Raw genomic sequence first — 15,457 nt, 5'->3', positions numbered from 1 at the left:
TGCTTCCTTTTACTTTAGACGTTGGACGTAGTTGGCCCGATCCGGATCGAACCATGTTTTCGAGAACTCAACGGGTTCGGCGCTTTCCGACCAGCTGAAACGTTCGATATAGCCGGCTGCTTCGCCTGCCTGTTTAGTGAAATTGGGCGGCGTCCAATCCGGTAATGGTTGGACTGAAACCCTGTCTTCGGCCCTTGCGATCCAAAAACCCAGTTGGCGCTGATAGTAGCGGTAGAGAGAGTCGGAAAGCAGGCTCCGGTCGATCAATCCCGCTGATTCGTCGAGCCAGATTTCCTCGACCGCAATAATTGTATCATTCAGGTAGCGCATCCGGCGCACCCTTGAGCCCGCATCGGAGGCTCCGAAATCAGGCAGATCGGCCGGCTTCTTCAGATGATCAACTGAAAGGATATCTGCGCGCGGCAGCCCGCCCCCTTCAGGTAACTCAAGCCTGAACATCGCGTAGACGCTGTCTTGTGTTCCGGTCTCGCGAATATAGTTGCCCGAACCTTGAATGCGCTCCAGCATCCCTTTTTTTTCCAGCTCAGCGAGCGATTTTCGCAACGTCCCAACTGAGACTTTCAATTCCGCTGCCATCTCACGTTCAGGCGATAATCGTTCACCATCAATCAGGCGGCCCGCTGCGATATCGCGGATCAGCAGTTCTGCGATCTGGATGTAAACCGGCAGTGCGTTCGGATTTCTGTCGGATGCGTTCATGTGGGGCGCTTCACTCGGTCGCAGGAAAAATTGATACACTATTGATCTACATCAAAGCGATTGCTACGCAAGAGGAAAAGCGAAACCGACGTGGAGAGCGACTCAGATGACCATCGTCCCAATCACATCGCCCGATCTTGAAGAGGTTGAGGTGTCTTGGTTTGCGGCGCTGTGTTCAGATGATTATCAGTTTCTGGGTGTGCCTGATGGTGACCTGCGGTCGAGCTGGGAGCATTGTTCCGGCATCGTGAGAGAGGCCGAGGCGCAAGGATTTCGCAACATACTGTGCCCGTCTTCGTATCAGGTTGGTCAGGACACGCTGAGCTTTGTGGCGGGATGTGCGCCAATCACTGAAAAGATCAATCTGTTGGCCGCCGTGCGTTGTGGCGAGATGCAACCCATTATGCTGGCCCGCACCATTGCTACGCTGGACCACATGCTGAAGGGCAGGCTAACCGTCAATATCATCTCGTCCGACTTCCCCGGAGAAAAAGCCGACAGCGCTTATCGCTATCAACGTTCGCGCGAAGTGGTCGAGATTCTGAAACAGGCGTGGACACAGGATGAGATCAACCATGCTGGTGAGGTCTACAACTTTTCGGGTCTGACGACTGATCCGGCAAAACCTTATCAGACCGGCGGCCCGCTGCTGTACTTTGGCGGCTATTCCCCGTCCGCTTTGGACCTGTGTGGCGAGCATTGCGACGTCTACCTGATGTGGCCGGAGACCAAGGATCAACTGGCTGAGCGGATGAAGGCCGTTCACTCGGTGGCCGAGAACTACAACCGGACGCTGGATTACGGTTTGCGCGTGCACATGATTGTTCGCGACACGGAAGCCGAGGCGCAGGAATACGCTGATTACATCGTCTCTAAACTCGATGATGAATATGGTCGCGCGATCCGCGAGCGTGCGTTGGATTCGACCTCTCTGGGCGTTGCGCATCAGGCCAAGAACCGCGATCTGGCAGACGAGTATGGCTATGTCGAACCTGGTTTGTGGACAGGCGTTGGACGTGCCCGCTCGGGCTGTGGCGCCGCGCTGGTCGGGTCGACCGATCAGGTTATGTCCAAGATCGAAGAATATCAGAAGATGGGCATCCGTGCCTTCATCTTCTCGGGCTACCCCCACATGGACGAAGCAAAACATTTCGGCGTCCGAGTGATGCCCAATCTGAATACCTGCTCGCTGCCCGAAGCTTATGGGCGCGTGCCTGCAACCACCCCAGCCACTCCGCTGGGCAACGGAGTTCGCCGCTGATGCAACGTGTGAAACTGTCTGACACGCTGGAAATGAGCCGCCTTGTTTATGGCATGTGGCGCCTGGGCGACGACAGCGATACCTCGGCAGCCCATGTCGAGGCAAAGATCCAGGCCTGTCTGGATCAGGGCATCACCACCTTCGATCAGGCCGATATCTACGGCGATTACAATGCCGAGGCCGTTTTGGGTGCTGCCCTGCGCGAAAATCCTGCACTGCGCCAGAAGATGGAGATAGTCACCAAATGCGATATCGTGGCGCCTTGCGGGCGGTATTCGCATGCAAAGGTTAAGTACTACGACACGTCACGGGCGCATATCCTGAAGTCGGTCGATGCCTCTCTGACCGGAATGGCGATCGACCATATCGATCTGCTGCTGATCCACCGCCCTGATCCGTTCATGGACCACCATGAAACGGGTGCGGCATTGGACGAGGTCGTCGCCAGTGGCAAGGTCGGCGCGGTTGGCGTGTCCAATTTCCGTCCTTGGGATTGGTCCCTGCTGCAATCGGCCATGAAAACGCAACTGGTTACGAACCAGATCGAGATTTCGCTGGGTGAGATTAGCCCTTTCACCAATGGCGATCTGGCCTTTCACCAACAACATGGCCATCCGCTGATGGCGTGGTCCCCACTGGGCGGCGGTTTGCTGATGGCCGGAAATCCGCCGGTCGGTGTCGTTGCGGATGAGATTGCGGAGGAATTCGGCGTCGATCGAGCCGCCGTTGCAATTGCCTTTCTGCTTGCCCATCCGGCCAACATTCTGCCGGTTCTGGGAACAAACAATCTGAACCGGATCATACGCGCCTCGGATGCGCTCAAAGTCAAACTGGACCGTGAAAGCTGGTACCGCCTGTATGAGGCGGCGCTGGGACATGAGGTGCCATGATGAACGCAATCTCACGCGACATGACCCACACATTCGTGCCGCACAAGGACGACACTCGAACCCTGCGCGATGCCTTTGGCCGTTTTGCCACCGGCGTCACCGTCGTGACCTGCGACAGCGAAGATGGGCCGATCTGCATCACCGCCAACAGTTTCTCGTCCCTGTCGCTCGATCCGCCGTTGGTCATGTGGGCCGGTGACCGCAATTCGCGCCGGTTTCGTTATTTCCACACGGCACGCCATTTCAGCGTGCATGTTCTGTCAGCCCAACAGGCCGAGCTGTGTTTTGGTTGCTCAAAGGACGCTCATGCACTGCGCAAGATCGAACATGACCGCTGTGAAAACGGCACCCCTTTACTGCCGGGCAGCCTTGCCCGGTTCGAATGCAAGCAGCATGCCTATCACGATGCAGGCGATCACGTGATCGTGGTGGGCAAAGTTCTGAAGGTCAGCATGGCGGATGGAGACGCGCTGACCTTTTACGCCGGAAAGCTCGGCCAATTTGCGCATCACTAAGCGCAATATGACGACTGCGGGGCCAACTCGCGGCTGACAATGGGAGGATCCGCATGGGCGGATTGACGTCGGTGCTGGCACCGATTGCATTCGTAAACGAAACCGTGCTGCGATTGGGCCGCGCGGTCGGCGTCGTCGCGATTGTGCTCATGGTGATCGCAATCCTGATTCAGGTTTTCTTCCGATACGTGCTTGGCAACGCTTTGCCCTGGCCGGATGAGGCCGCGCGATTCTGCATGCTGTGGATGACCGGTTTGATGGCGCCGACCGCGTTCCGGCGCGGCGGGTTTGTGGCCATAGATATGCTGGAGCGTCTGCTGCCTCGCACCATTGGTCAGCTGCTAAACTTGTCCCTGTTCGTCATCTCGTTGGCTGTTTTGTTGGTTGCTGTGAAAATCGGCTGGTCCGAAGTCACTGGCTTTGGTGGAAAGTTCGCAACTGCTGCTTTGTACCTGCCGACATCTTTCAGTTTTGACGAATGGTTCCGCATTCCGCGCAGTTGGATGATGGCGTCGCTGCTTGTTGGGATCGTATTGCTGATCTCGGTGAATATCGAACTCATACTGCGGTCCTTCATCACGCTTATTGGCGGTGGTCACCTGTTGCCGGAAATCCCGGATGCCGCGGTGGGGGCCGAATAAATGCTGATCTGGTTCCTGCCCACTTTCCTTGTTTTCCTGCTGATCGGCCTGCCGGTCTTTTTCGCTCTGCTGGCCGCGCCCGGCATTCTGCTTTGGCTCAATGGTCAGACGAATGACATCACGCTGCTCTATCGCAATGTCTACAATGGCATGGACAGTTTCCCACTGATGGCGATCCCTTTCTTCATGCTGGCCGGAGAGTTGATGAATCGCGGCGGCATTACTATCCGTCTGGTCGAGTTTTCACAGGCTTTGATGGGGCATTTGCGCGGTGGGCTTGCGCATGTGAATGTTCTGAGCTCAATTTTGTTCGCGGGCCTTTCGGGGTCTGCCGTTGCGGACACTTCGGCGCTTGGGTCGATGCTGATCCCGGCAATGGAGAAACAGGGCTATACCCGCAAATTCGCGGCGGCGATTACAGCGGCGAGTTCCGTGATCGGGCCGATCATTCCGCCTTCGGGCATCATGATCATCTATGCCTACGTAATGGGCGAAAGCGTCGCTGCTTTGTTCCTTGCCGGTATCGTTCCCGGAGTGATGGTTGGTGTCGGCCTGATGCTGATGATCAAGGTCATGGCCGACCGTTATGATTTCCCGGTTGCCAGCCGCAAATACACCTGGCCCGAGCGTCGTCAGGCCAGCCTCAAGGCGTTCTTTCCGCTAATGACCCCGGTCATCATTCTGGGCGGCATTCTGGGCGGCATCTTCACCCCGACCGAAGCCGCCGCCGTTGCCGTGGGGTATGCCTTCATCATCGGCTTCTTTGTTCTGCGCACTCTGAGTCTGAAGGAAGTGCCCGAGGTTCTCAGCAATGCGGGTATGACCTCGGCCGTCGTGCTGTTGCTGGTTGGTGCAGCGATGGCGTTCAAGACTGTGGTCAGCCTCAGCCACGCGCCGGAACAACTCGCCTCGCTGATCCTCAGCCTGTCGGAGAACCCGCTGATCCTGCTGTTCCTGATCAACCTGCTGCTGTTCATCGTCGGCATGTTCCTGGATGCAGGCCCCGCGATCATCATTCTTGGCCCGATCCTGGGCCCTATCTTTACGAGCCTCGGCGTCGACCCGATCCATTTCGCCATTATCATGAGCGTCAATCTGACCGTCGGTCTGGCCACACCGCCGATGGGGCTGGTGCTGTTCGTGGCCGCCGCCGTGTCGCGCGAACGGGTCGAAACCATTGCCAAGGCAATCCTGCCGTTTCTGGCGGTCGAAATCATCGTGATCTTTTTGATCACCTATATTCCCGAACTATCCATGACGATCCCGAGAATAACGGGATTTGCAAACTGAACTGAGTATCACAGGGAGGAAACGCATGCTCAGAGATTTCTTCAGAACCGCAGCGGTGGCGACGTCGCTGCTGGCTGCATCCGCCATTGCGGCGACAGCGGCTGATTACACTTTGCGCGCTACGGCCAATTCGAATGAAAACGATGAAGACTATGACGGTCTGATCGTCTTCAAAAATTACGTCGAAGCGGCCTCGAACGGTGCGATCGAAGTCGAGTTGTTCATCGGCACGCAACTGTGTTCGAACGGCGCGGAATGCCTGCAAGGTGTGGCTGATGGCACTATCGACATCTACATCTCTACCTCTGGTGGTGCTTCGGGTATCTTCCCGTACGTTCAGGTCCTCGACCTGCCTTACCTGATGGCCGATGACCGTGTGGCCGAGCGTGTTTTGTCTGGCGATTTCACGCGCACAATGCGCGAGATGGCGTTGGAGGATTCCGGCGGTGCGATCCGCCTAATGACCATCGGCAACACGGGCGGCTGGCGCAACTTCGCGAACACGCAACGCCGCATTGCCGAACCCGCCGACATGGAAGGATTGAAGATCCGCACCGTGGTCGCCGACCTGCCGCAGGAACTGGTCAAGGCTCTTGGCGCGTCACCGACCCCGATCCCGTGGCCCGAGCTGTTCACAAGCTTCCAAACCGGCGTTGTTGAAGGATCCAAGAACGGCATCACCGATATCATGGGCATGAAATTCCCGGATGCGGGCCTGCAATACGTCACGTTGGACGGCCACGCCTATATGGGTGCGCTGTGGTGGATGAATAACGCCAAGTTCCAGGAGATGCCCGAGGATCTGCGCCGCGTGGTCGTCGACGGTTTCTATGCCCTGCAGCAGGCCACTTTTGCCTCGCCCAAGCGTAAGTCGATCCAGGCTTATGAAGATTTCGTTGCGGGCGGTGGTGACCTGTACGTTCCGACACCCGAGCAGAAAGCCGCCTTCAAAGATGCGGCCACACCCGTTTACGAGTGGTTCCAGTCCAACGTGGCCCGGGGTGATGAAATCTTTGCTGCACTAACCGAGGCCGTGTCCATCGCCGAAGGCGAGATCAACGCGTCGCGCGATGCAGACCTGAACTAATCGATTGTGGGTCGGGCCTGATGGCCCGGTCCTCACCGAAACGGGTACATCCACCCTTTGTAGTCGTTGACCAGAACATGCGCCTTTTCGATTTGCTCCGGCGACATTTTCTTGATCACTTCCTCAAGGCTGATCGCCGCGTCGGGGTCGCCACCGATAGCGCTGAGCGTATACCACATGTAGGCCCGCACCAAATCAGGCGCGGGCATGCCAAGGCCCAGTTCATAATACCAGCCGACGCCGGATTGCGCCCCGGGATGCCCCTTCATCGAGGCACGCAGGTACCATTCAAAGGCCCGTTCATAATCCTGCTCAACACCCAGACCAAGGCCATACATCACACCGATCAGTTCTTCAGCTTCGGCGTTGCCCGAGCGTGCTGCTGGCAAAAGTTCCTCACGCGCAGCTTCGAACTCGCCGGCCTCCATCATGTCACGGGCCTGTTCCAGCTCGGCCAGCGCTGGCGTCGCAAGAAGACAAAGGGCAAAAACAAACTGGCGCATGGGATGGCTGCTTTCCTCTGGGCCGGAACGGCAATGGCACAGGAGTTGCCACGACCGCTGACTGATGACGATTTCCTGTCCTTTGATATGGAACAGGCGGCGATCGGTCATCAACTGTTTTATGACCCGATCCTGTCGGGCAATCAGAACATATCTTGTGCACATTGCCACCATCCGGATTTAGGCACGTCGGATGGGTTATCGCTGGGGATCGGAGAAGGTGGGGAAGGTCTGGGGCCTGACCGCACACCGGGAACCGGACCTGACAAAATCCGCAAACGCATACCCCGCAATTCTCCGGGTTTGTGGAACCTTGGGGCAAAGGAAATCCATACTGTCTTTCATGACGGTCGCCTCAGTATCTCAGATGTTTACGGCAACGGCTTTAATTCCCCTGCACAGGAATGGTTGCCCGACGGGCTGAACTCTCTGCTGGCTGCTCAGGCTTTGTTTCCACTGACTTCACAGTTCGAAATGGCAGGCAACGTTGCCGAAAACCAAGTGACTGGGGCTGTGCATGATCGCATCGACAAAGGTTGGCCGATTTTGGCGAAACGCGTCCGTACCAGCCCATACTACGGTCCTGCGATGGTTGCTGCCTTCGATGAAGTTGAGACTGCTGAAGAGATCACCATTACCCAGATCGCAAACGCGCTGGCAGCCTTCATGGCAATCGAATGGCGCAGCACGGATAGTCCGTTTGATCAATATCTGGCTGGTAACACCGAAGCCCTGACAGCTGCCCAAAAAAGCGGCATGGACCTGTTTTATGGAAAGGCTCAATGCTCCTCCTGCCATTCAGGCCCGTTGATGACGGATCAGCGGTTTCACGCCTTGGGCGTGCCACCTTTCGGTCCGGGTCGAACCCGGCAATGGGACCCGTATGCCCGTGATGTCGGACGCATGGGTGAAAGCGATCGCTTGGAAGATGCCTATAGGTTCCGCACGCCTATGCTGCGCAACGTGGCCCTGACCGCACCTTACGGTCACAATGGTGCCTTTCCCGATTTGGAAAGCATCATTCGCCATCACTTAGATCCTCATTCGAGCCTAGAGAATTGGAAACCTCAAATGGCCGCGTTGCCAAGCGTTCCATGGTTAGAGAAAGCTGATTTTTTGGTTTGGGAAGACCGTTTCGAGATGGAACGTCAGATCAGTAAGATCGACATTGATCCGATCCAACTTACAGAGCCGGAAGTTCAAAACCTAATTTCTTTCATGCACACCTTGACGGGGTTCAGCGTGAATTCACCGAAATTTGGTGTGCCCAAGGGGTTTGTTCCTTAACCCTCCCGCACATCCCTAGTGCTGTTGGACAAAACTGATCTACACCAGCAGCATTGTGAAACAAATTCGAATGGCGGCGTTGGGCCGTTCGCGATTTGCTGCAGTTGCAATGCTCAGACCATCGACGAAAATCCGCTCAAGGCTCGAAGTATCAGTCAAAGCGCACTGCAGAGAACGGCGGATTTGCACCCAAAGCAACCGACAGAGCAAAGTGCACAAACGTCTACAATTCGTCGGTCTGTTTGCACGCCTAATGTTGCTCGATACCGATTGTACAGAAGGGGAAATGGTCAGCATACTTTGAACGGCATCGGAGTAACTTTACCGGGCCAGCCGCTCAGGCAGAGCAATTCTTACAAAACTGTATATCAGCGGTGAGTTGGATTTAAGGCTCAAAGGTCACTTCCTTTCAGATAGACGAAAGGACAAGATATGAGTTTCCTAACAGCCCTCTACCCCAGAGTTTTCAGCATTCTCAGTGCGATGTTCCTCGCTCCATTCGTTGTATTCTCCGGGCTGATGATGTCGGTCTTTGCACTTGGGCTATTTCTGATTTCGGTTGGGGCTTTGATGGCGATTGGCAAGCAGGTCGAAGACGCAAACCTCAAAGTGCTTCAACCTTCAAACTGAATATCCAAAAATCAAAGCGGTATTCCCAATGTCCCCAAAAACTCTGATCCTTGCTGCTACGTTCGTATTGGCGCACTTTGTTCTTGTTGGCCCATTTGTGCCATTCGCAAATTTTTTTCCTGCCAGTCTCGGAGCATTATCGATGAGTTCAATGGCCCTGTCGCTGATTTTGGCGGCGCGGTGGCGGGTCGTTGATCGCGTTATGGGTGGGCCGGACAAATCGTACGGCGCACATAGATGGCTGGGTTTCTTTGCACTGGCCGGTGCGCTCGGGCATTGGGCGACTGCAGAGACCTTTGGTTCCGGGGTGGTGCCATTATTGGCAGAAAGCGGTGAAAGCGTGGGTTGGTATGCTGCCATGGGTTTGCTTCTGCTGACGTGCGCGGCGATAGTGCGGGCGATCCCCTATCACCTGTGGAAAGCCAGCCATATGCTGATGGGGCCGGTTTTTCTGTTGGCAGCGTATCACACGTTCTTTGTTGCAAGCCCTCTGGCGGTGGGTGTTGCGCCCTGGACGTTGATGGCTGTGGTTTCGGTTGTTGGCTTGCTTGCCTGGGGCCAAACCCTGTTACGCAAGTTTGAGTTGACGCGACTAGTGACCGTCGAAAACGCAACTCCCTTTGAGGGTGGTGTGGATGTAACGTTTCGCGCTGACAACCCGCTGCCCGCGTTTCGGCCCGGACAGTTTGCAACGATCGCCCACAATAGGGCTCGCGCCGAACCTCACCCCTTTACAATTGCTGGCGGCGACGAAACCTCACGCCGTTTCGTGATCCGCGCTGCCGGGGACTGGACCGATGAGTTCGTCAACACCGTCACCGCTGGCGACCAATTCCGTCTCGGGCGCGGTGTCGGGCGTTTCCTGCCGCAGGTTCGAGCGAAGCGTACAGAACAACTTTGGGTCGCGGGCGGGGTTGGAATCACGCCATTTCTGGCGGCGTTGGAGCGCATGGAGCCTGACAGCAGCGCTCGAGTGAGCCTGATTTACTGCATTAGATCCAGAGAGTCGGCCGGAGCAATGGCTGATGTCGAACATCACGCTGCCCGACTGCCGCAAGTTGACCTCTATGTCCTCAGCGATATCGAAGGGGATAAACTGACGCGAGCGCGTCTGACGCAGATCATGCGCGACATGCAGGCAGAGTCACAGGTCTATCTATGCGGCCCAGAAGGACTGAAATTGATGGTCACGACCGCGTGGGAGATGCTCGGCAAAACCGGTCGCGTCCACAGCGAGCGCTTTGACTTCAGAGGTGCCTACGGATTGACGGATCTCATATACATCGGCAGACCTGCTCTTGAGGCGGCGCGAAACTGGATGGCCGGACGAAGGGAGATGACCGATGCGGCTTCTGGTACTTGAAGATGATCCTAAGCTTGGCCCTTGGGTGGAACAGGGACTGCGCGAGGCGGGCCATGTGGTCGATCTGTTCACGGATGGCAAGGACGCGCTCTTTGCCGCGATAGATCAGAGCTATGACGTATTGGTACTGGATCGTATGGTGCCCGGTCTGGATGGTTTGTCCGTCCTCAAGGCATTGCGGCACGCCAAAGTGACTGCGCCAGCTATATTTCTGACGGCGTTGAGCGAAGTGGACGATCGGGTCGAGGGTCTGCGGGCCGGGGGAGAGGACTACTTGGCCAAACCGTTCGCCTTCAGTGAACTTTTAGCACGGGTCGAGGGCCTAGCTCGGCGCCCCGGTGCCTCTGAAGAGACCGCTTCCGAGCTCACTGCCGGGGATATCACCATCGACCTGCACAAACGCACCTGTGTGCGTCAGGGTATGCCGGTGGACCTGAACCCCAAGGAGTTCCTGTTGCTTGAGGTATTCTTGCGCTCGAAGGGACGCGTACAGACGCGTACCATGTTGCTTGAAAAAGTATGGGACATGAATTTTGATCCCACGACGAGCGTTGTCGAAACCCATATCAGCCGCTTGCGTGGAAAGATCGAAAAGCCTTTTGGCGACACGGTAATCCGCAACATTCGCGGCACAGGTTATGTTTTTGAACAGGTTTAGCTCTTTGTTTCGCCTGTCGGCGATACGGCAGGCTCTGGTGTTGCTGACACTTTTTTCGATGATCTCAATCGCTGCGTGGGGGGGAACCTACTGGCTGGTTCAACGCGAAATGAGGCGGACGGTGGACGCAAGGCTAAGCAATCGGATGGAGATTGCGGTCCAGGCCTTGGCTGCGGGCGAATCCTTACCCGCACCTGATGATGGCGAAAGCGCTCGGTTGATAGAGGATACTGGACGCCTTGGCTTCTGGACTGATCCGGAGCAGGGTGCCGAAACGCGCTATCTTCAGCGCCAAACCCCTCAAGGCGTGATCTTGTTGGGTGAAAACACTGAGCGGCAAGAAGAACTTCGTCATATTCTGGCAGCAGGGATGCAGATTAGCCTTTTGGGCAGTCTTCTTGCCGCTGGCTTGGCGGCCGTGTGGATGGCTCTGCGGGCGCAAAAGCGATTGAACATCATCACTGGTGGTTTGGCGGACGTTGCCCGTGGGCAGTTGGACAAACGCATTGTTCTGGAGGGGAACGATGACCTTAGTCTAGTGGCAGGTCGCATCAACTCGACGACTGCACGGCTTGAGCAGGCAATGGCGGACATGCGCGTGCAGTCCTCAAACATTGCGCATGACCTGCGTACGCCGTTGGCAAGACTGCGGGCAGAGATCGAGACCTCTTTGAGCAAACTGGTCGAGAATGGCCGCTCCGTCACAGAACGCGATCTTGGGGAAGCATTGGATCAGATTGATCAAATTACGGGGACGTTTGAGGCTTTGCTTCGATTATCCCGCATCGAAAGTGGAGCAGGGCGCGCAGATTTTAAACCGGTCTCTTTGGATGAGCTGTTTGATCGGGTGCTGGAGACGTTCAACCCTGTTGTTGAGGAAGCTGGCCATGAACTCGTGGTCGAAAAAGCGGCACCTGCGCAGGTGCATGGTGATCCGGATCTACTGATGCAGCTTTTGGCCAATCTGATCCAAAACGCGCTCCGATATGGACCCGTGGGTCAGAAGATTACCTTGCGGTGCCACCAAGCTCTGCTCTCGGTTAGCGACGAAGGGCCCGGAATTCCCTTTGCAGAACGTGAACGTGTTCTCCAACCGCTCTATCAATTGAAAGCGGACCGTCAGGGCCATGGGCTCGGACTGGGCTTGTCCCTGGTTCAAGCCATTGCGGAGCTTCATGAGGCGGAACTGTCGTTGTCGGACGGACCAAATGGTCACGGTCTGACAGTCACGATCCGTTTTCCAGCTCAAGTAACATTGTAAGTTCCGAGTAAATCACAGGACAGTTTGATCGGTGACACCTCTGCCAAAACAGGCAGGAGAGTTCAGAATGTCACCCTCAAAGAAACGCCGTCTGCGGCATCTGTTATGGATGGCCGCCCTTATCTCACTTGTTGGTGCAACTCTTTATCCCAGCGATATGGAGGGTCATTATGCAGTTTCCCGGAATGGCCATGACAATGCTCTGGTCACGGGCGTTGAAGATTATGGGCGGCACTTGAATACGCTCATTCCGATTGGCACGGCAATCGTATTGCGAGACATCAAGGGTCTTTGGCAAATTGCGACTGTGGTTGTCGCAGGAACAGCAGCGACACACGGACCAAAAATGCTTCTCAATGACGTCGAAGTGTTTGGCACCCGCCTGGGCCAAAGGCCAAACGGGGGCGATCACAATCTGCCTTCGGGCCATTCCGCCCTCGCCAGCGCCGGCGCTTACATAGCTGTCAGGCGATACTGGACTTGGTTTGGCATTGTCGTCTGGCCGATCCTTCTGCTTACGATGTTTGCGCGCTACATGCTCGATGCCCATACGATATCAGCCACCATCGCTGGTGCCATCGTCGGTATGCTTGTTGCCGATCTTTTTGCCCGCCCATGTTTGCGTTTTCGTAGTCTCATCGCAGGTCGCATATCGCGACCGGCCCTTCGAGGCAAAACTGTCGGCAATCGCGTTGTTTCGACTTGAGAGAAAGAACCATCCGAGCCGCGATCACTGACAAAACTGTAAGTCCTTTGAAAGCGCGACGTGACCCCCGACGACTAGGTTTTCCTGCATCAAAGCTTGAGGCAGTGCCTCACAAAAGGAGCATACAATGAAATTCCTTCAGATCATCGCAGTCACAACATCGTTTGGTGTTCTTGCGGTTCCAGCCGTTGCACAAAGCGCTGAAAATACAGCCTTGTCCATTGATGAAGCCGTTGCAATCGCGCTTGAAGCCCAACCCGGCACAGTTGCCGAGGCCGAGCCGGACCAGTTCGAAGGTCGTCCCGTGATCGACATCGAAATCGTGAACGACGCCGGGCAAGAAGTGGAGTTCAAAGTCGACATCGAAACCGGTCAGATATTGAACCAATGGATTGATGATGATCCCTCCGATGACCCAATCACGACGAATACGCTGACGGACAACACTAATGCCGAACCCTATGTGGAGCGGAGTATCCCGCTCGATTGGGCCCTTACAGCGGCCTCTGCCGCTCAGGAGGCTTGCTCGGATCTGGGTTTTGCCACGACCGTCACAGTGGTCGATCAGCGTGCGTTGCCTCGTGTACAGTTGATGCGCGAAGGCGCGTTTCCGCACACCATCCACACCAGCAGCCGCAAGGCCATTACGGCAGCCTCGCGTCGGGAAGCAACGGCTGTCATCGAGGCCGAGAATGAACATGAACCAACGCTTGGAGCGGTCTTCAACGAAATCGGTCTGATCACCTTATCGGGCGGCATACCAATCGTTTACGAGGGTGAAGTTATTGGCGGTATCGGTATCGCTGGATCCCCGGGCGAAGACCAGACTGGCAAAGAGTTTGACGACATTTGTGCCGAAGCTGGCATTGCTGCGATTGCTGACAGGCTGCAATAATCGGATTTTCTGATGACTGAGAGCGCGCGTCTTTCGCGCTTTCAGATCAGCATGGGTGGCATCCAACTGGGGAACATCAAATCAATCCCCCAAGCAAGTTTATTAGTGGTCGCCGGGCACGCAATTAGTTGAAGGCCTTCAAGCGAAGAGTAGCTCTCGTTCAAAATGTGCCCGTGGCTAATATGCGCAGTAGGAGAGCCGTTGAATCCAGGCAGTATTGGGTTCGCAACGAATGGCAACTATGTGGCACTAACCGGATGTTTGAATGAGTTCCTCGACAGGCAGGAAGGAGCAAACACGGCAGAGATCGGCTTAGTGGTCTCGTCTCGCACTGAACTAGAGGCAACGATTGGTGTTCTGTGTCACCGACTGCGAACTGGTAGATGGCTGATCCAACACGCGAGGTTTACCCTTTGTAACGATCAATTGGTGTCTATGTTGTGAGCAGTCAGCATGTCCTTCAAGGCGAAGTAAGACGCTTTCGGGGTGCGCTTCATTGAATTGAAATCCACATCAACCAGGCCGAAACGTTTTTCATACCCCAAGGCCCATTCGTAATTGTCCAATAGGGACCAGACAAAGTACCCCTTAACCGGAACCCCTTCACCCAAGGCGACCTGGACTGCCGACAAGTGCTGATCCAGATAGTCGATACGGTCATCGTCTTGTTGACGCTCGGGGCTGGCCATACCGTTTTCGGTCACGTAGATCGGCAGGTCGCCGGTGTATTCACGCGCTGCTCGGATCAGGAACCTGCTCAGGGCGGCGGGCTCGATTTCCCATCCCATTTGGGTCTTCGGATGAGGGCCCGGAACTTCGGCGAGACTTGGCCAGGCGGTTTCTGCGGGCGCGATCAGTTTGCGGGTGTAGTAGTTCAGTCCACACCAGTCGACGGGCGCTCCGATGGTATCGAAATCATCTTGCCAACCCGACGGAAGGTGGGGCTCCAGCCCATCCAATACCTTCTCGGGATAGGCTTTGTTGAACACGCCGCCCAGAAAGAACCGGTTGTATATTCCGTCATACAAATCGGCGGCTTGTTGTGCCTCAATGCTATCATCGGCAGGTTCGGCCCATTCCAGATTGAATACGCCGCCCAGATTGGACATGCCCAACCCGCGCATCGTCTGAATGGCCTGGCCATGGGCCAGCAGAACGTGATGCATAGCGCGCGCCGTGGCTCGAATGTCGCGCAGTCCGGGGGCGTGGTGCCCTTCGAAATGGCTTAACCAACTGACACACCACGGTTCATTGATGGGGGCGACGCTGTACATGCGGTCGCCAATACGACCCATGATGACCTCGGTGAAATCGGAAAACCAACTGGCGATATCCCGGTTGCGCCAACCGCCCAAGTCGGCCAGGGGCAACGGCAATTCCCAGTGATACAATGTCGCGCACGGACGGATGCCGCGCTCCAACAACGCGTCGGTCAGGCGATCATAAAAATCCAATCCCGCCTGATTAACGGGTCCACGCCCCTCGGGCATCACGCGCGCCCAGCTGGTTGAGAAGCGATAGCAATCGAATCCTGCGTCGCGCACAAGATCGAGATCCTGTTCAAAACGGTTCAGGTGATCACAGGCCAGATCGCCGTTTTCTCCCCGCACCACATTTCCTGGTGTCGCTGCAAACGTATCCCAGTGTGTTGAACCGGCACCGCCTTGGGCGTGACCTTCGATCTGGTAAGCAGAAGTGGCGACTCCGAACAGAAAGTCATTGGGAAAATCGCTACGCGTATGTTTCATTG

At 56.0% G+C, this 15,457-nt stretch carries 16 protein-coding genes; 13 read left to right on the top strand and 3 right to left on the bottom strand.

The features are described 5' to 3' along the window. Positions 1-9: 9 nt before the first annotated feature. Positions 10-720 carry a GntR family transcriptional regulator gene (locus tag GOX61_RS13925; protein WP_170334600.1) on the bottom strand — a complete coding sequence of 237 codons (711 nt, stop codon included), beginning with the start codon at positions 718-720 and terminating at the stop codon, positions 10-12. Positions 721-826: 106 nt separating this feature from the next. Here GOX61_RS13925 and GOX61_RS13920 point away from each other — a divergent pair, with 106 nt between their 5' ends. The 6 genes from GOX61_RS13920 to GOX61_RS13895 are packed head-to-tail and all read left to right on the top strand — an operon-like array spanning position 827 to position 6,404. After that, complete coding sequence (locus GOX61_RS13920; RefSeq protein WP_170334598.1) at positions 827-1,981, top strand: LLM class flavin-dependent oxidoreductase; 1,155 nt, start codon at positions 827-829, stop codon at positions 1,979-1,981. Continuing rightward, positions 1,981-2,871, top strand: a complete 891-nt coding sequence (locus GOX61_RS13915) for an aldo/keto reductase (protein WP_170334596.1) — start codon at positions 1,981-1,983, stop codon at positions 2,869-2,871. Before GOX61_RS13920 ends, GOX61_RS13915 begins: the two co-directional genes overlap by 1 nt. Continuing rightward, positions 2,871-3,386, top strand: a complete 516-nt coding sequence (locus GOX61_RS13910) for a flavin reductase family protein (protein ID WP_170334594.1) — start codon at positions 2,871-2,873, stop codon at positions 3,384-3,386. The genes GOX61_RS13915 and GOX61_RS13910 overlap by 1 nt, the downstream gene beginning before the upstream one ends. 53 nt (positions 3,387-3,439) lie before the next feature. Further along, positions 3,440-4,027, top strand: a complete 588-nt coding sequence (locus GOX61_RS13905) for a TRAP transporter small permease (RefSeq protein WP_170334592.1) — start codon at positions 3,440-3,442, stop codon at positions 4,025-4,027. Then, complete coding sequence (locus GOX61_RS13900; protein ID WP_155149384.1) at positions 4,028-5,317, top strand: TRAP transporter large permease; 1,290 nt, start codon at positions 4,028-4,030, stop codon at positions 5,315-5,317. 25 nt (positions 5,318-5,342) lie between these two features. Next, the gene (locus GOX61_RS13895) at positions 5,343-6,404 is read left to right on the top strand and encodes a TRAP transporter substrate-binding protein (protein ID WP_170334590.1); all 1,062 of its coding nucleotides are present in this window, start codon (positions 5,343-5,345) and stop codon (positions 6,402-6,404) included. Positions 6,405-6,436: 32 nt separating this feature from the next. On the opposite strand, the gene GOX61_RS13890 is transcribed toward GOX61_RS13895, so the two are convergent. Next, positions 6,437-6,907, bottom strand: coding sequence for a tetratricopeptide repeat protein (locus tag GOX61_RS13890; protein WP_170334588.1), 471 nt, complete (start codon positions 6,905-6,907; stop codon positions 6,437-6,439). A 3-nt stretch (positions 6,908-6,910) separates the two neighbouring features. Between GOX61_RS13890 and GOX61_RS13885 the strand changes: the two genes are divergently transcribed. The 7 genes from GOX61_RS13885 (at position 6,911) to GOX61_RS13855 (ending at position 13,707) form a co-directional block, all read left to right on the top strand. Then, a complete protein-coding gene (locus GOX61_RS13885; RefSeq protein ID WP_170334586.1) occupies positions 6,911-8,194 on the top strand; it encodes a cytochrome-c peroxidase in 1,284 nt (427 codons plus the stop codon). 432 nt (positions 8,195-8,626) lie between these two features. Continuing rightward, on the top strand, positions 8,627-8,824 hold the full coding sequence (locus tag GOX61_RS13880) for a hypothetical protein (protein WP_170334584.1): 198 nt from the start codon (positions 8,627-8,629) through the stop codon (positions 8,822-8,824). A gap of 28 nt (positions 8,825-8,852) precedes the next feature. Next, a complete protein-coding gene (locus tag GOX61_RS13875; protein WP_302478295.1) occupies positions 8,853-10,187 on the top strand; it encodes a ferredoxin reductase family protein in 1,335 nt (444 codons plus the stop codon). After that, on the top strand, positions 10,168-10,845 hold the full coding sequence (locus tag GOX61_RS13870) for a winged helix-turn-helix domain-containing protein (RefSeq protein ID WP_170334580.1): 678 nt from the start codon (positions 10,168-10,170) through the stop codon (positions 10,843-10,845). The genes GOX61_RS13875 and GOX61_RS13870 overlap by 20 nt, the downstream gene beginning before the upstream one ends. Continuing rightward, on the top strand, positions 10,832-12,106 hold the full coding sequence (locus GOX61_RS13865; protein ID WP_170334577.1) for a sensor histidine kinase: 1,275 nt from the start codon (positions 10,832-10,834) through the stop codon (positions 12,104-12,106). The genes GOX61_RS13870 and GOX61_RS13865 overlap by 14 nt, the downstream gene beginning before the upstream one ends. A 67-nt stretch (positions 12,107-12,173) precedes the next feature. Next, a complete protein-coding gene (locus GOX61_RS13860; RefSeq protein ID WP_170334576.1) occupies positions 12,174-12,812 on the top strand; it encodes a phosphatase PAP2 family protein in 639 nt (212 codons plus the stop codon). Between the two features lie 127 nt (positions 12,813-12,939). Beyond that, positions 12,940-13,707, top strand: a complete 768-nt coding sequence (locus GOX61_RS13855; protein WP_170334574.1) for a heme-binding protein — start codon at positions 12,940-12,942, stop codon at positions 13,705-13,707. Positions 13,708-14,129: 422 nt separating this feature from the next. On the opposite strand, the gene GOX61_RS13850 is transcribed toward GOX61_RS13855, so the two are convergent. Continuing rightward, positions 14,130-15,455, bottom strand: coding sequence for a GH1 family beta-glucosidase (locus GOX61_RS13850; RefSeq protein ID WP_170334572.1), 1,326 nt, complete (start codon positions 15,453-15,455; stop codon positions 14,130-14,132). Positions 15,456-15,457: the final 2 nt, after the last annotated feature.

The sequence above is a fragment of the Ruegeria arenilitoris genome (assembly GCF_013030265.1).
Lineage (GTDB): Bacteria > Pseudomonadota > Alphaproteobacteria > Rhodobacterales > Rhodobacteraceae > Ruegeria > Ruegeria arenilitoris_E.
The sequence above is the reverse complement of the archived record's forward strand: the minus strand, read 5'-3'. Positions and strand labels throughout refer to the sequence as shown.